This is a genomic window from Salmonella sp. 32120201201600049SM (assembly GCF_017572835.1).
Classification (GTDB): Bacteria; Pseudomonadota; Gammaproteobacteria; order Enterobacterales; family Enterobacteriaceae; genus Salmonella; species Salmonella enterica.
Window position 1 is genome coordinate 415,263 of record NZ_JAGESA010000003.1, and the last position, 18,947, is coordinate 434,209.

An 18,947-nucleotide genomic window follows, 5' to 3' on the forward strand; every position below is an offset into this window, starting at 1 on the left:
TGAAAGAAAAATATCCCCCCGCTTATCCACAACGCCACGTTGTGACTAACTCTGTGGATAAATACTATATATAGGGGGTAATCGATAAGTGAAACGCTATATGGTGAGTATTCTAGTAGGGATTCTTTTGAGTACAAGAGTTGATTTTGGCGTTAAATTGCGGTTGCAAAAGCGTAAGAATCGCTAAATGCGCGTCTGATAAGGCCTGGAGAGGATGTCAACAATTCATAAAAAAAAATCAAAATTTGATCGAATGCTGATTTCTTCATCGCAGAGAAAGGTTGCGCCCGATGATCTAACGCAACCCTTATAGGAAAATTCTTTGATGTCAGGCTTTTTTAGCGCGGGTATGCAACATGTAGTTAACGTCTACTCCGGGACCGAGTTTGAAAGTATTGGTTATCGGGTTGTAGTGCAGCCCGGTGATATGTTGCTCTTTCAGGACGGTTTCATCTACCCAGCTTAACAGTTCAGCAGGCTTAATGAATTTCTTCACGTCGTGCGTGCCTTTTGGCACCATGCGCAGAATATACTCAGCGCCGACGACCGCCATCAGCCAGGATTTCCCATTGCGGTTCAACGTTGAGAAGAACACCTCGCCGCCGGGTTTAACCAGTTGGGCGCAGGCGTGGACGACCGATTGCGGATCGGGAACATGCTCCAGCATTTCCATACAGGTGACGACGTCGTATTGCTGGGCGTGTTTTGCCGCATGTTCCTCAACCGTCTCCTGCACGTACTCTACCTCAATGCCGCTTTCCAGCGCATGCAGTTTGGCGACCTGCAAAGGCTCAAAGCCCATATCCAGCCCGGTAACGGTAGCGCCTTCGCGCGCCATGCTCTCCGCCAGAATACCGCCGCCACAGCCGACGTCGAGCACCTTTTTACCGAACAGGCCGCCTGAGCGCTCAGTAATGTAGCCAAGGCGTAGGGGGTTGATGCGATGCAATGGCTTGAATTCGCCCTCCAGATCCCACCAGCGCGACGCGACGGCTTCGAATTTGGCGATTTCATTATGGTCAACGTTGTGAGCTACCGACGGTTTTTCAGTGTTCATGAGTACATGAGATTCCGCTATTGATCTATCGGGGCAGTATAGCAGGTGCAAAGTCGCTGCGTTATATCTACTGCCGTCTTTATTACGCTTTCAGCGCAAGAAGTTTTCTTGCGCGTTCTGTAAAACCGCTACCGATGTGGTGCGTGATAAAATTACAGACGCCCTCGACGTTGTTGTTTTTTAACATATCCAAAATAGTGGCATGTCCACGGTTAGAGCTGGTGATATATTCAGCGGTAAAATCCAGTCTGTAGCGAATTGCCAATAAACGTGCAGAGATCAACAGGTGTGCTTGTGAAATGTATTTATTATCGGCATATTTCACAAAAACATAATGAAAATCATGATCCAGTTTGAGGTAAGCTTGCGTATCTCGCTCTGCATTAATTTTTGCTGACTTCGATAAAATATTGCTTAATTCGACTATGACATTGTTAGCATTTTTCTCCATCGCTTCACGAATTGCGCCCTGTTCAAGGATAACCCTCATTTTGATGAGATCATTGATATCCTCGTCGGTGACAGAAAAAACAAATGTCCCACTGCGGGGAATGATGTTGACCAGGTTTTCATTATAGCTCAGCCAAATAAAAGCTTCACGAATTGGTGTTTTACTTACCATCAGAATATTTGATAGTTCATTTTCACTGATCGCTTGCCCAAGATCGAAATCGCCATGGATAATCATCTCCCTTATTTTCTCTTTAATCACCTGGGTGATGGATTTGGGTATTTCAATTGATATGTGACTAAAGTCACGCTTTAATCTATTTTTCATTTTCTTCTCCTCCATGGTTAAACCCGGCTCCATTGTAATTAATTTATTCAAAATTAACGGATCTAATATATCAGATATAAGAAAATTTACATACTTTATTGTTGTTATTGTATATTTCATTAAGTTTGCTTGCTGATATATCAGATATGACACATTAGCTTTTGAATTGTATTGTTTTTTACGTAACATCGATTCCGGTCAATCCCCTTATTCATTGAATCATAAAAGGTGATGCAAAATGAGTAGTCCACAAGAAAATTTATACGATGCAATTCGTATTGTAAAAAGGAAAATCATTCCTTTGGCGTTTATTCTTTACTTTTTTAACTATATGGATCGTGTCAATATTGGGTTTGCTGCATTACGCATGAATGAATCTCTCGGTATTACGCCTGAGGATTTCGCTAATATTTCTTCTATATTCTTCATATCATATTTAATCTTTCAAATTCCGAGTAGCATTGGCTTGCAAAAGCTTGGCGCAAGAAAATGGATTAGTTCCATTATTATCGGCTGGGGAGCGGTAACTGGGCTGATTTTTTTTGCTAAAGATACTCAACATATTTTGCTGGCTCGCATTTTTTTGGGGGTATTTGAAGCTGGCTTTTTCCCGGGCATGGTTTATTATCTTGCATGTTGGTTTCCGGCTCGTGAACGCGGAAAAGTCAATAGTTTCTTCATGTTATCTATTGCTGTAGCATCGGTATTGGCTGCACCGATGTCTGGTTGGATCATCGAGCATTTGAATACCCCGGATTATGAAGGCTGGCGCTGGCTTTTTGCTATTGAAGGTATCCCAACCGTATTCCTTGGCATCCTGACATTTTATTTACTGCCTGACAGTCCAGAAAAGGCTAAATGGCTTACGCCACAGCAGATATCGGCCTTAGTTAATAAATTACGCACTGACAATGAAACCGCAGCTGCATTAAATAAAAATACCAACTCATCCTTTCTTTCCGTAATCAAAAATCCAGTTTTGCTTCAGCTTTCTTTCGCCTACATGTTGATTCAGGCGGCTGCTCTGGCGGCAAACTACTGGTTGCCGGGGTTGGTGAAGGGATTTTCAGCTGATTTTACGGATACTGACGTTGGTTTAATCATGAGTATTCCGTTTATTTTCGCTATGTTCAGCATGCCCTGGTGGGGCTGGCATTCCGATAAAAAGAATGAACGAAAATGGCATGCTGCATTACCCATGTTTCTGGCGGGCTGTGGTTTTCTGATGATTGCTCTTGTCCCCTCAATGTCGTTGAGAATGCTGGGGCTAACGTTCTATGGTGTTGGGATCCTCAGCTATTACGGACCTTACTGGGCGCTGCCTTCTGCATTATTGTCGCCGTCAGGGTTGGCTATCAGCATTGCGTTTATTAACTCATGTTCAAGTCTTGGCGGATTCCTGATTAATAAATCACTGGGATTCGTTTCTACTCATTATGGTGCGACAGGAATATTTATTGTAGAGGCAATACTTTGCTTCGCTGCGGTAGCCGTTCTGGCGTTAATGAAAATTGATGTGAAAAAAGAAAAAAGCCAACAAACAAATGTTGTATCACGAACCTGAAAAATGGAGAAATTATGAAAATTACGTCTATTGAAGTTTTTGACTGTGAATTAAAAAAAAGAGATCAAACGATGTCCTCCTATAATCCAGTACTTATTCGGGTGAATACCGACTCAGGATTAAGTGGTATTGGCGAAGTAGGACTGGCCTATGGCGCAGGCGCTAAAGCTGGCGTAGGGATCATCAGAGATCTGGCGCCATTGATTATGGGTGAAGATCCATTAAATATCGAAAAAATTTGGGAGTTCTTTTTCAGAAAGACTTTTTGGGGGATGGGGGGCGGGAACGTTTTTTATGCCGGAATGAGCGCTATTGATATTGCTCTTTGGGATATCAAAGGTAAATATTTAGGTGTACCTGTTTATCAGCTCCTTGGTGGGAAAACCAATGAAAAATTAAGAACCTATGCTAGTCAGTTACAATTTGGTTGGGGGGATAAACGCCAGATATTAGTGACACCTGATGAATATGCTGAGGCGGCGCGTGCGGCTCTTGACGATGGATATGATGCGATTAAAGTGGATCCACTCGAAATCGATCGTAATGGCGATGACTGTGTTTTTCAGAATAAAAATCGTAACTATTCAGGATTGTTACTGGCCGATCAATTAAAAATGGGGGAAGCGCGAATTGCCGCTATGCGTGAAGCAATGGGGGATGATGCTGATATTATCGTGGAAATCCATTCTCTTCTCGGTACCAACTCAGCTATTCAATTTGCGAAGGCGATAGAAAAGTATCGTATCTTTCTTTATGAAGAACCGATTCATCCATTAAATTCTGATAATATGCAGAAAGTTTCCCGTTCAACAACGATTCCAATCGCCACTGGCGAGCGTTCCTACACAAGATGGGGATACAGGGAATTACTGGAGAAGCAGTCTATTGCCGTAGCACAACCTGATTTGTGTCTCTGCGGCGGAATTACCGAAGGAAAGAAAATCTGTGACTATGCTAATATTTATGACACCACTGTACAGGTGCATGTTTGCGGCGGTCCTGTTTCCACGGTAGCCGCGCTGCATATGGAAACAGCAATTCCCAACTTTATTATTCATGAGCATCATACTAATGCGATGAAAGCATCTATTCGGGAACTTTGTACCCACGATTATCAGCCGGAAAATGGCTATTATGTCGCGCCGGAACAGCCCGGATTGGGTCAGGAATTAAACGATGAGGTAGTGAAAGAATATCTGGCCTATGTGATTAAATAGCATCTGGTGATACTGATTATTGTTTATGCCTCCCGGCATATTCCCTAAATAATTCGAGTTGCAGGATAAAATGGTTAACCGTCTTGAACAGCGCTTGCGCTAACCCCGACGGGGCGAGGCCCAGGGATGGGCCGAGTAACTCGCTGCCAACGCACATGAAACTTGAAGTATGACGGGTATACACGGGAGGTATTGATTTTCTAACCTCTTCCTGGCCAGGCCCCGATCTCCCCTGTGTCACCTCTGAAGCCGATCGCCAATAAACGCCGAGACCACGCTTATAAATGAAGAGAGCATGCGGCACCCGAATAAAGCATTGTCTGGCTGCATTCCGTTTACCAGTACGTGGGCGAATGTGTTATAATTTGCGACCTTTGAATCCGGGATACAGTAGAGGGATAGCGGTTAGATGAGCGACCTTGCGAGAGAAATTACACCGGTCAACATTGAGGAAGAGCTGAAGAGCTCCTATCTGGATTATGCGATGTCGGTCATTGTTGGCCGTGCGCTGCCGGATGTCCGAGATGGCCTGAAGCCGGTACACCGTCGCGTACTTTACGCCATGAACGTATTGGGCAATGACTGGAACAAAGCCTATAAAAAATCTGCCCGTGTCGTTGGTGACGTAATCGGTAAATACCATCCCCACGGCGATTACGCAGTGTATGACACCATCGTTCGTATGGCGCAGCCATTCTCGCTGCGTTACATGCTGGTGGATGGTCAGGGTAACTTCGGTTCTATTGACGGCGACTCCGCGGCGGCAATGCGTTATACGGAGATCCGTCTGGCGAAAATCGCCCACGAACTGATGGCCGATCTCGAAAAAGAGACGGTGGATTTCGTGGATAACTATGACGGTACGGAAAAAATTCCGGACGTCATGCCGACCAAAATTCCTAACCTGCTGGTTAACGGTTCTTCCGGTATCGCAGTAGGTATGGCGACGAATATCCCGCCGCACAACCTGACGGAAGTGATTAACGGCTGCCTGGCGTATATCGACAACGAAGACATCAGCATTGAAGGGCTGATGGAACATATTCCGGGGCCGGACTTCCCGACTGCCGCGATCATCAACGGTCGTCGTGGTATCGAAGAAGCCTACCGTACCGGTCGTGGCAAAGTGTACATTCGCGCCCGCGCGGAAGTTGAAGCTGACGCGAAAACGGGCCGTGAAACCATCATCGTCCATGAAATTCCCTATCAGGTGAACAAAGCGCGCCTGATCGAGAAAATCGCCGAGCTGGTGAAAGATAAACGCGTGGAAGGCATCAGCGCGCTGCGTGACGAATCCGACAAAGACGGGATGCGCATCGTGATTGAAGTGAAACGCGATGCGGTGGGCGAGGTGGTGCTTAATAATCTCTACTCCCAGACCCAGCTACAGGTTTCCTTCGGTATTAACATGGTGGCGCTGCATCACGGCCAGCCGAAGATCATGAACCTGAAAGACATCATTTCAGCGTTCGTGCGCCACCGCCGTGAAGTGGTGACGCGTCGTACTATTTTTGAACTGCGTAAAGCCCGTGACCGCGCGCATATCCTTGAAGCTCTGGCGATTGCGCTGGCTAACATCGACCCGATTATCGAACTGATTCGCCGCGCGCCAACGCCGGCAGAAGCAAAAGCGGCGCTGATTTCGCGTCCGTGGGATCTGGGCAACGTTGCTGCGATGCTGGAGCGCGCTGGTGATGACGCTGCGCGTCCGGAATGGCTGGAGCCAGAATTTGGCGTGCGTGACGGTCAGTATTACCTGACTGAGCAGCAGGCGCAGGCGATTCTGGATCTGCGTTTGCAGAAACTGACCGGCCTGGAGCATGAAAAACTGCTCGACGAATACAAAGAGTTGCTGGAGCAGATTGCTGAACTGCTGCACATTCTGGGCAGCGCCGATCGCCTGATGGAAGTGATCCGCGAAGAGATGGAGTTAATTCGCGATCAGTTCGGCGATGAGCGTCGTACCGAAATCACCGCCAACAGCGCCGATATTAATATCGAAGATCTGATTAGCCAGGAAGATGTTGTCGTGACGCTGTCTCACCAGGGTTACGTCAAATATCAACCGCTGACGGATTACGAAGCGCAACGTCGTGGTGGGAAAGGTAAATCTGCCGCGCGTATTAAAGAAGAAGACTTTATCGACCGCCTGCTGGTGGCTAACACCCATGACACCATCCTCTGCTTCTCCAGCCGGGGCCGTCTGTACTGGATGAAGGTCTATCAGCTGCCGGAAGCCAGCCGCGGCGCGCGCGGTCGTCCGATCGTCAACCTGCTGCCGCTGGAAGCCAACGAACGTATCACCGCGATTCTGCCGGTTCGTGAGTACGAAGAAGGCGTCAACGTCTTTATGGCGACCGCCAGCGGTACCGTGAAGAAAACGGCGCTGACCGAATTCAGCCGTCCGCGTTCCGCTGGTATTATCGCGGTGAACCTCAACGACGGCGACGAGCTGATTGGCGTTGACCTGACTTCTGGTTCTGACGAAGTCATGCTGTTCTCGGCCGCGGGTAAAGTGGTGCGCTTCAAAGAAGACGCCGTCCGTGCGATGGGGCGTACCGCGACCGGTGTGCGCGGTATTAAGCTGGCGGGAGACGATAAAGTAGTTTCTCTGATCATCCCACGCGGCGAAGGCGCTATTCTGACCGTAACGCAAAACGGCTACGGGAAGCGTACCGCAGCGGACGAGTACCCGACCAAGTCTCGTGCGACGCAGGGCGTTATCTCTATCAAAGTGACCGAGCGCAACGGTTCCGTTGTCGGTGCGGTACAGGTAGACGATTGCGACCAGATCATGATGATCACGGATGCCGGTACTCTGGTGCGTACCCGAGTGTCTGAGATCAGCGTAGTGGGACGTAATACCCAGGGCGTTATCCTTATCCGCACGGCGGAAGATGAAAACGTGGTGGGTCTGCAACGCGTTGCTGAACCGGTAGATGACGAAGAACTCGACGCTATCGACGGCAGCGTGGCGGAAGGGGATGAGGATATCGCCCCGGAAGCGGAAAGCGATGACGACGTTGCGGATGACGCTGACGAGTAATGTTATTGCTGTGCGAGGGCCGGATATCCGGCCCTTTTTCTTTGCCGTTGCGGGCTACGTCATTTACCGCTACCTTAGTCACACTCTATTTACATCCTGAGGCGGAGCTTCGCCCCTTTGAAATACCTTGCTTCCTTTCGAACTACGCTGAAAGTCTCGCGCTACTTATTCAGAGCGTTAGCGTTACTCATTTGGCTCTTAATCGCCTTTGTTTCGGTGTTTTACATCGTCAATGCCCTGCACCAGCGGGAATCTGAAATTCGTCAGGAGTTCAACCTTAGCTCCGATCAGGCGCAGCGTTTTATCCAGCGCACGTCGGATGTGATGAAAGAGCTCAAATATATCGCCGAGAACCGTTTAACGGCGGAAAACGGCGTCATGTCGTCGCGTGCGCGTGATGACAAAATGGTGGTGCCGGACTTTGAACCGCTATTCGCCGACTCAGACTGTGCGGCGATGGGCTCCGCCTGGCGCGGATCGCTGGAGTCGCTGGCCTGGTTTATGCGTTATTGGCGCGACAACTTTTCAGCGGCGTATGATCTTAACCGCGTTTTCCTGATTGGCAGCGATAACCTCTGTATGGCGAATTTCGGCCTGCGTGAAATGCCCGTGGAGCGCGATGATGCGTTAAAAGCGTTACATGAGCGGATTATGAAATACCGCAACGCGCCGCAGGAAGAAAGTGGGAATAACCTTTTCTGGATAAGCCAGGGCGCGCGTCAGGGCGTGGGCTACTTTTATGCGCTGACGCCGGTGTATCTGGCTAACCGTCTGCAGGCGCTGCTGGGCGTCGAGCAGTCCATCCGCATGGAAAATTTTTTCACGCCCGGCAGTTTGCCGATGGGCGTCACTATTATTGATGAGAACGGCCATTCGCTGATTTCGTTGACCGGTCCTGACGGCAATATTAAAGCGGAGCCGCGCTGGATGCAGGAGCGCTCCTGGTTTGGTTATACGCCAGGTTTTCGCGAACTGGTACTCAAAAAAAGCCTGCCGCCATCCTCGCTCAGTATTGTCTATTCTGTGCCTGTAGATTTAGTCCTGGAGCGTATTCGTATTCTTATCCTGAATGCTATCCTGCTAAACGTGCTGGTGGGCGCAGGGCTGTTTACGCTTGCGCGGATGTATGAGCGGCGAATTTTCATTCCGGCGGAGAGCGATGCCCAGCGTCTGGAAGAGCATGAACAGTTCAACCGTAAAATCGTTGCCTCCGCGCCGGTGGGGATCTGTATTCTGCGCACTATTGATGGTGTCAATATTCTGAGTAACGAACTGGCGCACACCTACCTGAACATGCTCACGCATGAAGACAGACAGCGCCTGACGCAAATCATTTGCGGCCAGCAGGTCAACTTTGTTGATGTATTGACCAGCAATAATACCAATTTGCAAATTAGCTTCGTCCATTCCCGCTATCGTAATGAAAACGTCGCGATTTGCGTGTTGGTAGATGTGAGTACGCGCGTCAAAATGGAAGAGTCGCTGCAAGAGATGGCGCAGGCAGCGGAGCAGGCAAGCCAGTCTAAATCCATGTTCCTTGCAACGGTCAGCCATGAATTGCGCACACCGCTGTACGGTATCATTGGCAATCTCGATCTGCTGCAAACCAAAGAGCTGCCAAAAGGTGTGGATCGTCTGGTCACGGCGATGAATAATTCCTCCAGTCTGTTGCTGAAAATTATCAGCGACATTCTCGACTTCTCGAAAATTGAGTCGGAACAGCTAAAGATTGAGCCGCGCGAATTTTCACCGCGAGAGGTGATGAACCATATCACCGCCAATTATCTGCCGCTGGTGGTGCGTAAGCAGCTCGGCCTGTATTGTTTTATTGAGCCTGACGTGCCGGTATCGCTGAACGGCGACCCGATGCGTTTACAGCAGGTCATTTCAAACCTGTTGAGCAACGCCATTAAGTTTACCGATATTGGCTGCATCGTGCTGCATGTGCGCTGTGATGGGGATTATCTCAGCATTCGCGTGCGGGATACCGGCGTTGGTATTCCGGCAAAAGAGGTGGTTCGCCTGTTCGATCCCTTCTTCCAGGTGGGAACCGGCGTACAGCGTAACTTTCAGGGGACCGGTCTGGGGCTGGCGATTTGCGAAAAATTGATCAGCATGATGGACGGCGATATTTCCGTCGATTCGGAGCCGGGCATGGGAAGCCAGTTTACGCTGCGCATCCCGCTTTATGGCGCGCAATACCCTGTGAAAAAGAGCGTGGAAGGACTCGCCGGAACCTGCTGTTGGCTGGCGGTGCGCAATACTTCTTTGTGCCAGTTTATTGAGACCAGTCTGGCGCGTAGCGGCGTTCATACGCAGCGTTATGAAGGGCAAGAACCCGCCGCGGACGATATTTTGATTGTCGATGACGCGCTGGAGCATACCTGGCAGGGGAGGGCTGCGGTCGTCTTTTGCCGCCGTCATATCGGGATTCCGTTGGAAAGAGCGCCGGGCGAGTGGGTGCATAGTGTGGCGTCGGTGCATGAGTTGCCCGCGCTGTTGGCGCGTATCTATAGTATTGAGCTGGATAGTGAAGCGCTTTCCAGCGCATTGCCGACGACGGATAAAACCGCAGATTCAAATGACGACATGATGATTCTGGTCGTTGACGATCATCCGATCAATCGCCGCTTGCTGGCCGATCAACTGGGATCGCTGGGGTATCAGTGTAAGACAGCCAATGATGGCGTGGACGCTCTGAATGTGCTGAGTAAAAATGCTATCGATATTGTTCTGAGCGATGTGAACATGCCGAACATGGACGGCTATCGCCTGACACAGCGTATCCGTCAGCTTGGGCTGACGCTGCCGGTCGTCGGCGTGACGGCGAACGCGCTGGCGGAAGAGAAACAACGTTGCCTGGAGTCCGGTATGGACAGCTGTTTGTCGAAGCCTGTGACGCTGGATGTGTTGAAACAGACGCTGGCGGTGTATGCCGAGCGGGTACGTAAAACGCGGGCATAAAAAATGCCGGATGGCGGCGTCGCCTGTCCGGCCTGCAAAAGATGAGTCGACTGGTAGGCCTGATAAGCGTAGCGCCATCAGGCTGGGTAACATAAAAGCGATTTATTCTTTGTCTGTCGGACTCAGGGTGACGGAAGAGAGATAGTTGAGCAGCGCGATATCATTCTCTACGCCCAGTTTCATCATCGCCGATTTCTTCTGGCTGCTGATGGTCTTAATGCTGCGGTTGAGCTTCTTGGCGATTTCGGTGACCAGGAAGCCCTCGGCGAACAGGCGTAATACTTCGCTCTCTTTTGGCGACAGGCGCTTATCGCCGTAACCGCCTGCGCTGATTTTCTCCAGCAGGCGAGAAACGCTTTCTGGGGTGAATTTTTTGCCTTTTTGCAGCGCGGCCAGCGCCTTAGGCAGATCGGTTGGCGCACCCTGTTTGAGTACGATCCCTTCAATATCAAGATCCAACACGGCGCTCAGGATCGCCGGATTGTTGTTCATGGTCAGAACGATAATAGACAGGCTCGGAAAATGACGCTTGATGTACTTGATCAAGGTGATCCCATCGCCGTATTTATCTCCCGGCATGGAGAGGTCAGTGATCAACACATGCGCATCTAATTTCGGCAGGTTGTTGATCAATGCTGTGGAATCTTCAAATTCGCCGACAACATTCACCCACTCGATTTGTTCAAGTGATTTGCGAATACCGAACAGTACAATCGGGTGGTCATCGGCAATAATTACGTTCATATTGTTCATGTATTGGGCTACCTTGCTACAGCAAGCTTTTGACGTAGGCGTCAATGTCGCTGATATATTTTTCTATACCTGGAGCATCTTTCTCACGAATCAGATGTTCCAGCGTTTCACATAACTGCTTGCCGGGTACCAGATTAAGCATGGCAAACACCCCTTTCAGGCGGTGGGCCGTTTGGGCCAGCGCAGCGAAATCGCTGGTTGCCGCCTCAGTATACAACCTCTTAACATCATCCGGTACTGTGTCTACAAATAGTGCATAATAGCCGCTGGCATGAAGCTCGGCATTTTCATCTCCGCCGAGCGGGGAGGCGGGAATCTCTTCCTGCGCCAGCTGCTCTTCGATAAGTTGTAGTACAGCTTCCTGCATAGCATTGCTCATATTAAAGTTGACGCGCAACTGACCCGGGCCAATTTTCCGCACGCCTGACTCATCATCGCTTAAAAGCAAGCCCGAGGCAGTAAGATTAGACGGATTATCCGTTAAAAAGAGATCATATTCTTGACTTATCTGCCTTTCATCCGGCGTGATGCAGGTGGCGCCCCAGTTTTCTAACTGACGCAGCACAATCGCGCGAACCTCGTTGGACGTCACATCGACCATCACGCTCACGTCGTCCAGCAGGCGCTCTTCGACCTGAGTATGCTGATCGTGAGGAAGCATTTTGACATGAACGGTATAGCGCGTGCCCAGCGTTTCTCGCGCTTTAATGTTGAGATGACCGCCCAGTTTGCGCGCCAGTTGATTGCACAGCCAGAAGGTGAGCGGATTCGCTTTGCCGTAACGATCGCCCTGCGTTTCATTCATATACGGGAAATGCAGATTATCAATCTCGTTTAACGTTACACCTTCGCCCGTATCCAGAATACGGAAAGTCAGACGCTCCGCGATAGATTCATCCTGCTCGACTTCAAGCGTAATTTTACCCATAGCGGTCGTCGTGACGGCATACTGAATCAACAGCAGCAAAATCCGGCGCAGGGCGTCGCGATCGCCCCAGCGTTCATCGTTGCCGCTAAGATGGTTATTAATCAGCAGTTGCAGCCCTTTACGCTTAATGGCGGGCAGCACTTCCGGCACGACTTCGTCAATAAGATCCTGAAGGGAGAACAGCGTTGCTTCGCTTTTCCATGCGTCATTTTCCAGCATATTCGCCAGTTGGATTTCATCGATCATACGTACTAATACATCCGCCTGATCCGCCAGTTTCAGGCTTTCCGGCGTGGTGACTGCTGCGGCGTTAACCGCCAGTTGGCGTATGGGCTCTTTAAGCGTGTTGCTGATATTTTGCATAAAGGCGGCGCGGCCCTGCTGATTCTTCTCATACAAACGCTGCGCCTGTTTAAGCTTCTTATTCACCAGCACTTCCCGGTCCTGATCGCGAATAATAAAGATCTGCGTGCGGGGAGCGATCTGGCTGCGAAACAGACGGATCTCATACAGTTCGTTATTAATTGTCGCCTGAATCACGCCCTGATGCTGCTCCGCCATGCTGGTAATATTTTGCAGGTTAAGATGCGGCAACAGATGATCGGCGATTTTATTGCTGATCACGGTGCGGTTGCCTTCCTGATCGTAGACCAGCAGACCCAGCGGCAGCAGAGAAACGATCTCTTCATTAATGGCGCGTAAGACGCGAAGCTCATTATTCGCCGCGTTGCCGGATGTCGATTCCGTCGACCGTCCCGGCTGATGACGGAACGTGGCGTAGCCAAATAACGCCAACGCCAGCAGCCCGATGTTCAGCAGTAAAGGCAGCAAAATATTTTGCAACGTATCAAGCAAAAGCGTACCGAACGGTACCTGCCAGATCAGGCGCATTCCGGTAGAGTTAAGCGCTGAGGAGATCTCAATTTTTGAACCGTTAAAGCTAATCGTGACGCTATCAGGCGCTTCCTTTTCACTGCTTCGCCCCGTCGCTTGGGTTGCGTCAGGCTCTATCCGAAAACTGTCCAGCGGCATTCCCGGCGGGATTAAATCATTAATGGGCAGATCAAACGCCACCACGGTTGCCAGATGTCCTGGCTGATTGAAGGTCGTGCGCAGCGTAAAATAGTGACCGTTTTGCCAGGCCAGTTTTCGCAATGAGGAGAAACTTTCGCGCTCATCCAGTGCATTCGCCTGCTGCAACATCTCTGCCCGGCGGGAATCGACGATATTGCCAATAGTGGACTCTTTAAAGCCGGAAGAGAGATCTTTCAACGGTAGGGTAGAGATAAGAATCAGGCTGTTATCCTGTCCGTTGAGGTAATACATTGACCACGGCACGTTTTCCGCGCCCCACAGCGTATCCAGATAAGTTGACATACGCTGCGTCATTTCCAGCGTGGCGCTGTCATGGGAACCGAAAATCAGCGCTTCAGTTTTACGTCGCGGCTTTTCAAGATAATACACATCCTGCTTCAGACGCGTTTCCTGAAGTCCTTCACCTGTCGATGGCGTAGTGGTCGCGGCGATGTTGTCATAAATTTGCCAGGTAACATACCGCCAGGTATCCACGCGTTTATGAATAGCGTGGGTGATATCGACAATTTGATAGCTTTTGTCTTTCAACCAGGCGTTGACGGCGCTCTGTACCATAACGCCCATCGTTACCAGCAGCACAATGATCAGCAATAAGAAGAAACGGGTAATGCTTCCCGGTAGAAGGGAGAATCGGGTAGAGACCGTTGTGTCAGACTGACTCATTTATGTTTACGACCTGTAAAAGCAACGCTGAAGGTGAAGGGCAGTATAAAGGGTAATGAATGAATTTCCAGACTCTTACGTCATGCCGGGCAACTTAACACGCGCTCCGTCGGCGGGACGGGAAAAGCGTACAACCTTCGCAGAACGGTACAAATATAAAGACTACTTATAAATGTTTAGCACTAAATATCAAGAAATTATTTGCTAATGTCTTACGAACGGTCGAGCAGGGGAGTGTAGTGAATAACCGTGATAGTTTTAGGCAGGTAGCATAAATCAGCCGGGTGTGTCTGAAAAAGGGTAAAAAAAACCGAATGCGAAGCATCCGGTTGAAATAGGGGTAAACAGACATTCAGAAGTGAATGACGGTAATAAATAAAGTTAATGATGATAGCGGTCACTATTTTAGTTGCGAATGAAGATTCTGTTTTATCATTCAGTGCTATGAATTTCATCAATTTAACCCGTTGATTTTAAAAGTTTCGTGAATATATTTTGTCTATTTGTGCTTATTTTTACTTGATTTTTGCTTTAAAAAAGTTCCGTAAAATTCATATTTTGAAACATCTATGTAGATAACTGTAACATCTTAAAAGTTTTAGTATCATATTCGTGTTGGATTATTCTGTATTTTTGCGGAGAATGGACTTGCCGACTGGTTAATGAGGGTTAACCAGTAAGCAGTGGCATAAAAAAGCAATAAAGGCATATAACAGAGGGTTAATAACATGAAAGTTAAAGTACTGTCCCTCCTGGTACCAGCTCTGCTGGTGGCGGGCGCAGCGAATGCGGCTGAAATTTATAATAAAGACGGCAACAAATTAGACCTGTTTGGTAAAGTTGATGGCCTGCACTACTTCTCTGACGACAAAGGCAGCGACGGCGACCAGACCTACATGCGTATCGGCTTCAAAGGCGAAACGCAGGTTAACGATCAGCTGACCGGTTATGGCCAGTGGGAATATCAGATTCAGGGCAACCAGACTGAAGGCAGCAACGACTCCTGGACGCGTGTGGCGTTTGCGGGTCTGAAATTCGCTGACGCAGGTTCCTTCGATTATGGTCGTAACTACGGCGTAACCTATGACGTGACCTCCTGGACCGACGTTCTGCCGGAGTTCGGCGGCGACACCTACGGCGCTGACAACTTTATGCAGCAGCGTGGTAACGGCTATGCCACTTACCGTAACACCGACTTCTTCGGCCTGGTGGATGGTCTGGACTTCGCGTTGCAGTATCAGGGCAAAAACGGCAGCGTGAGCGGTGAAAACACCAACGGTCGCAGCCTGCTGAACCAGAACGGCGACGGTTACGGCGGATCGCTGACTTATGCAATCGGCGAAGGCTTCTCTGTCGGTGGCGCTATCACCACGTCTAAACGTACTGCCGATCAGAACAACACCGCTAACGCTCGCCTGTATGGTAACGGCGATCGCGCCACGGTTTACACCGGCGGCCTGAAATACGATGCGAACAACATCTATCTGGCAGCGCAGTATTCTCAGACCTATAACGCAACCCGTTTTGGTACCTCTAACGGCAGTAACCCGTCCACCTCTTATGGTTTTGCCAACAAAGCGCAGAACTTTGAAGTGGTTGCTCAGTACCAGTTCGACTTTGGTCTGCGTCCGTCTGTGGCTTACCTGCAGTCTAAAGGTAAGGACATCAGCAACGGCTACGGCGCCAGCTATGGCGACCAGGACATCGTAAAATATGTTGATGTCGGCGCGACTTACTACTTCAACAAAAATATGTCCACCTATGTTGATTACAAAATCAACCTGCTGGATAAAAACGACTTTACCCGCGATGCGGGCATCAACACCGACGACATCGTAGCGCTGGGTCTGGTTTACCAGTTCTAATCAGCAAAAGATGTTGCTAAAGGGCCTGCGGGCCCTTTTTTCATGCCTTATTCCGGCGTACAAATACGACGTTTTGATATACGCTTGCGTCCATTCGAATGAGGATAAACAGCGATGAAAATGACTTTTGGCCGGGCCGTGTGTCTGGCGGCGGCTTTTTTACTTATGGGCTGCGATGAGGCTCCCGAAACGACAACAGCGTCACCTGCCGCTCAGGTGCTGGAAGGTAAAACGATGGGGACCCTCTGGCGGGTGAGCGTGGTTGGCATCGATGCGAAACGCGCCGCAGAGTTACAGACTAAAATCCAGACTCAGCTTGATGCTGATGATTGGTTGCTTTCTACCTATAAAAATGATTCCGCGCTGATGCGTTTTAACCATTCACGCAGCCTTGCGCCCTGGCCGGTCAGCGAAGCCATGGCGGATATCGTGACCTCGGCGCTACGTATTGGCGCGAAGACGGACGGCGCGATGGATATCACCGTGGGCCCGCTGGTCAATCTGTGGGGGTTTGGGCCGGATCGGCAGCCGCTGCATATCCCAACACCAGCACAAATCGATGCGGCAAAAGCGAAAACAGGCCTGCAACATTTGCAGGTTATCGACAGGGCTGGACATCAGTTTTTGCAAAAAGATCTGCCGGATCTTTATGTTGATCTCTCCACGGTCGGGGAGGGCTATGCGGCGGATCATCTGGCGCGTCTGATGGAGCAGGAGGGCATTGCGCGTTATCTGGTCTCGGTGGGCGGCGCATTAAGCAGTCGCGGGATGAATGCTCAGGGGCAGCCGTGGCGCGTCGCGATTCAGAAGCCGACCGACCGGGAAAACGCGGTGCAGGCGATTGTGGATATCAACGGGCATGGCATCAGCACCTCCGGCAGCTACCGCAACTATTATGAGCTGGATGGCAAGCGTGTCTCGCACGTTATCGATCCGCAAACGGGGCGCCCCATTGAACACAATCTGGTATCGGTTACGGTTATCGCGCCAACGGCGCTGGAAGCGGACGGCTGGGACACCGGCCTGATGGTGCTTGGTACGCAAAAGGCGCAAGAGGTCGTGCGGCGGGAAGGGCTGGCGGTCTTTATGATCATGAAAGAAGGTGAAGGCTTTAAAACCTGGATGTCGCCGCAGTTCAAAACGTTCCTGGTGAGCGATAAGAATTAAAACGCAAGATTACGGGTTTTTGTGGGCGGATTTACGGACACACTGCATGTAAGCAAGCACTATGCTTAATGAAGGAGTCTATGATGAAAAAAGCGTTACTTACCGATGATGAATGCTGGCTGCGGGTGCAGGCGCGCGATGCCAGCGCGGATGGGCGTTTCGTTTTTGCGGTGCGAACCACCGGCGTTTTTTGCCGCCCTTCTTGTCACTCGAAGCGGGCGTTACGTAAAAATGTTCGCTTTTTTGCCAACGCGCAGCAGGCGCTGGACGCCGGTTTTCGCCCGTGCAAGCGCTGTCAGCCGGATAATGCGCGCGCGCAGCAACGGCGGTTGGATAAGATTGCCTGCGCCTGCCGTTTACTTGAGCAGGAGACGCCGGTAACGCTGGCGTCTCTGGCGCAGGCGGTGGCGATGAGCCCGTTTCATCTGCACCGTCTGTTTAAAGCGAGCACCGGAATGACGCCGAAAGGGTGGCAGCAGGCGTGGCGCGCCCGGCGGCTGCGTGAGGCGTTGGCGAAAGGAGAGCCGATCACGGCGGCTATTTACCGCGCCGGCTTCCCGGATAGCAGTAGCTACTACCGTCATGCCGACCAGACGCTGGGCATGACGGCAAAACAGTTTCGCAAAGGCGGCGATAATGTCTCCGTTCGCTATGCGCTGACGGACTGGGTTTACGGACGGTGCCTGGTGGCGGAGAGCGAGCGGGGGATTTGCGCGATTCTCCCCGGTGATAGCGATGACGCGCTACTGGCTGAATTACACACCCTGTTCCCGGCGGCCTGCCACGAACCTGCTGACGCGCTTTTTCAGCAACGGGTGCGGCAGGTTGTCGCGGCTATCAACACACGCGATGTGCTGCTCTCGTTGCCGCTGGATATCCAGGGAACCGCGTTTCAACAGCAGGTCTGGCAGGCGTTATGCGCGATTCCCTGCGGCGAAACCGTAAGCTATCAACAGCTTGCCGCGACTATCGGCAAACCCACGGCAGTACGCGCGGTCGCCAGCGCGTGCGGCGCGAATAAACTGGCGATGGTGATCCCGTGTCATCGGGTCGTGCGTCGCGATGGCGCGCTCTCCGGTTATCGTTGGGGCGTGCGTCGAAAAGCGCAGCTATTAAAGCGAGAAGCACAAAAAGAGGAGTAGCAATGCTGGATCTGTTTGCTGATGAAGCGCCCTGGCAAGAGTCCCTGGCGCCTGGCGCGGTGGTGTTGCGCCGCTTTGCGTTTCGCGCGGCGCAGTCGCTATTAGACGATATCGGGTTTGTCGCCAGTCAGTCTCCGTTTCGTCAGATGGTGACGCCGGGCGGCTACACCATGTCGGTGGCGATGACCAACTGCGGCGCGTTAGGGTGGACCACCGATCGTCACGGTTATTGTTATGCCGTGCGCGATCCGTTGACCGATAAACCCTGGCCTGCGCTGCCGTTATCGTTTGCCAGCGTATGTCGTCAGGCGGCAATCGCGGCAGGGTATGCGAGCTTCCAACCGGACGCCTGCCTGATCAATCGCTACGCGCCCGGCGCAAAACTGTCGCTGCATCAGGATAAAGACGAGCCGGATCTGCGCGCGCCTATTGTCTCAGTTTCGTTGGGGGTGCCGGCGGTTTTTCAGTTTGGCGGCCTGCGTCGCAGCGATCCGCTCCAGCGGATCTTACTGGAGCATGGAGATATCGTGGTCTGGGGCGGCGAGTCCCGGCTGTTTTATCATGGTATCCAGCCGCTTAAAGCGGGCTTTCATCCCATGACCGGTGAATTTCGTTACAATCTCACCTTCCGTCAGGCAGCTGAAAAAGAATAAAAATAAGAATTATTATTGCTGTGCAGGTGGAGTTAGTTAAACTGCGGGCTGTTAT

12 protein-coding genes are annotated in these 18,947 nt (G+C 50.7%); 8 read left to right on the forward strand and 4 right to left on the reverse strand.

Annotated elements, in window-relative coordinates; all coding sequences use genetic code 11:
• Positions 1 to 328: 328 nt before the first annotated feature.
• On the reverse strand, positions 329 to 1,057 hold the full coding sequence (gene ubiG / locus J4650_RS10530) for a bifunctional 2-polyprenyl-6-hydroxyphenol methylase/3-demethylubiquinol 3-O-methyltransferase UbiG (RefSeq protein WP_001091009.1): 729 nt from the start codon (positions 1,055 to 1,057) through the stop codon (positions 329 to 331).
• Positions 1,058 to 1,139: 82 nt separating this feature from the next.
• Complete coding sequence (locus J4650_RS10535) at positions 1,140 to 2,024, reverse strand: GntR family transcriptional regulator (RefSeq protein WP_000944714.1); 885 nt, start codon at positions 2,022 to 2,024, stop codon at positions 1,140 to 1,142.
• Positions 2,025 to 2,073: 49 nt separating this feature from the next.
• Between J4650_RS10535 and J4650_RS10540 the strand changes: the two genes are divergently transcribed.
• The 4 genes from J4650_RS10540 (at position 2,074) to rcsC (ending at position 10,626) form a co-directional block, all read left to right on the forward strand.
• Positions 2,074 to 3,399: an MFS transporter gene (locus tag J4650_RS10540; protein WP_000098078.1), complete on the forward strand. Its 1,326-nt coding sequence runs from the start codon at positions 2,074 to 2,076 to the stop codon at positions 3,397 to 3,399.
• Between the two features lie 14 nt (positions 3,400 to 3,413).
• On the forward strand, positions 3,414 to 4,616 hold the full coding sequence (locus tag J4650_RS10545; RefSeq protein ID WP_124234974.1) for a mandelate racemase/muconate lactonizing enzyme family protein: 1,203 nt from the start codon (positions 3,414 to 3,416) through the stop codon (positions 4,614 to 4,616).
• A gap of 409 nt (positions 4,617 to 5,025) precedes the next feature.
• Positions 5,026 to 7,662, forward strand: coding sequence for a DNA topoisomerase (ATP-hydrolyzing) subunit A (gene gyrA, locus J4650_RS10550; protein ID WP_038993193.1), 2,637 nt, complete (start codon positions 5,026 to 5,028; stop codon positions 7,660 to 7,662).
• A 117-nt stretch (positions 7,663 to 7,779) separates the two neighbouring features.
• Complete coding sequence (gene rcsC / locus J4650_RS10555; protein ID WP_000876084.1) at positions 7,780 to 10,626, forward strand: two-component system sensor histidine kinase RcsC; 2,847 nt, start codon at positions 7,780 to 7,782, stop codon at positions 10,624 to 10,626.
• Between the two features lie 102 nt (positions 10,627 to 10,728).
• Here rcsC and rcsB read toward each other — a convergent pair whose 3' ends face one another.
• Together rcsB and rcsD are read right to left on the reverse strand one after the other, a co-directional pair.
• Positions 10,729 to 11,379 (reverse strand): response regulator transcription factor RcsB, encoded by a 651-nt coding sequence (gene rcsB, locus J4650_RS10560; RefSeq protein ID WP_001061919.1) that lies wholly within the window; start codon positions 11,377 to 11,379, stop codon positions 10,729 to 10,731.
• Between the two features lie 16 nt (positions 11,380 to 11,395).
• Complete coding sequence (gene rcsD / locus J4650_RS10565; RefSeq protein ID WP_001749050.1) at positions 11,396 to 14,065, reverse strand: phosphotransferase RcsD; 2,670 nt, start codon at positions 14,063 to 14,065, stop codon at positions 11,396 to 11,398.
• Between the two features lie 728 nt (positions 14,066 to 14,793).
• Here rcsD and J4650_RS10570 point away from each other — a divergent pair.
• The 4 genes from J4650_RS10570 (at position 14,794) to alkB (ending at position 18,892) form a co-directional block, all read left to right on the forward strand.
• Positions 14,794 to 15,930 carry a porin OmpC gene (locus J4650_RS10570; RefSeq protein WP_000865526.1) on the forward strand — a complete coding sequence of 379 codons (1,137 nt, stop codon included), beginning with the start codon at positions 14,794 to 14,796 and terminating at the stop codon, positions 15,928 to 15,930.
• A gap of 114 nt (positions 15,931 to 16,044) precedes the next feature.
• Positions 16,045 to 17,097, forward strand: coding sequence for an FAD:protein FMN transferase ApbE (apbE, locus tag J4650_RS10575; protein ID WP_017466150.1), 1,053 nt, complete (start codon positions 16,045 to 16,047; stop codon positions 17,095 to 17,097).
• An 80-nt stretch (positions 17,098 to 17,177) separates the two neighbouring features.
• A complete protein-coding gene (gene ada, locus J4650_RS10580; RefSeq protein WP_023994399.1) occupies positions 17,178 to 18,239 on the forward strand; it encodes a bifunctional DNA-binding transcriptional regulator/O6-methylguanine-DNA methyltransferase Ada in 1,062 nt (353 codons plus the stop codon).
• A gap of 2 nt (positions 18,240 to 18,241) precedes the next feature.
• Positions 18,242 to 18,892: a DNA oxidative demethylase AlkB gene (alkB, locus tag J4650_RS10585; protein WP_000885002.1), complete on the forward strand. Its 651-nt coding sequence runs from the start codon at positions 18,242 to 18,244 to the stop codon at positions 18,890 to 18,892.
• The last annotated feature ends 55 nt before the right edge of the window (positions 18,893 to 18,947 follow it).

Bases quoted from the DNA above. Each gene is read 5' to 3' on its own strand.
- ubiG (WP_001091009.1), bottom strand. From the start codon at position 1,057: ATGAACACTGAAAAACCGTCGGTAGCTCACAACGTTGACCATAATGAA.
- J4650_RS10535 (WP_000944714.1), bottom strand. From the start codon at position 2,024: ATGTTACGTAAAAAACAATACAATTCAAAAGCTAATGTGTCATATCTG.
- J4650_RS10540 (WP_000098078.1), top strand. From the start codon at position 2,074: ATGAGTAGTCCACAAGAAAATTTATACGATGCAATTCGTATTGTAAAA.
- J4650_RS10545 (WP_124234974.1), top strand. From the start codon at position 3,414: ATGAAAATTACGTCTATTGAAGTTTTTGACTGTGAATTAAAAAAAAGA.
- gyrA (WP_038993193.1), top strand. From the start codon at position 5,026: ATGAGCGACCTTGCGAGAGAAATTACACCGGTCAACATTGAGGAAGAG.
- rcsB (WP_001061919.1), bottom strand. From the start codon at position 11,379: ATGAACAATATGAACGTAATTATTGCCGATGACCACCCGATTGTACTG.
- rcsD (WP_001749050.1), bottom strand. From the start codon at position 14,065: ATGAGTCAGTCTGACACAACGGTCTCTACCCGATTCTCCCTTCTACCG.
- J4650_RS10570 (WP_000865526.1), top strand. From the start codon at position 14,794: ATGAAAGTTAAAGTACTGTCCCTCCTGGTACCAGCTCTGCTGGTGGCG.
- apbE (WP_017466150.1), top strand. From the start codon at position 16,045: ATGAAAATGACTTTTGGCCGGGCCGTGTGTCTGGCGGCGGCTTTTTTA.
- ada (WP_023994399.1), top strand. From the start codon at position 17,178: ATGATGAAAAAAGCGTTACTTACCGATGATGAATGCTGGCTGCGGGTG.
- alkB (WP_000885002.1), top strand. From the start codon at position 18,242: ATGCTGGATCTGTTTGCTGATGAAGCGCCCTGGCAAGAGTCCCTGGCG.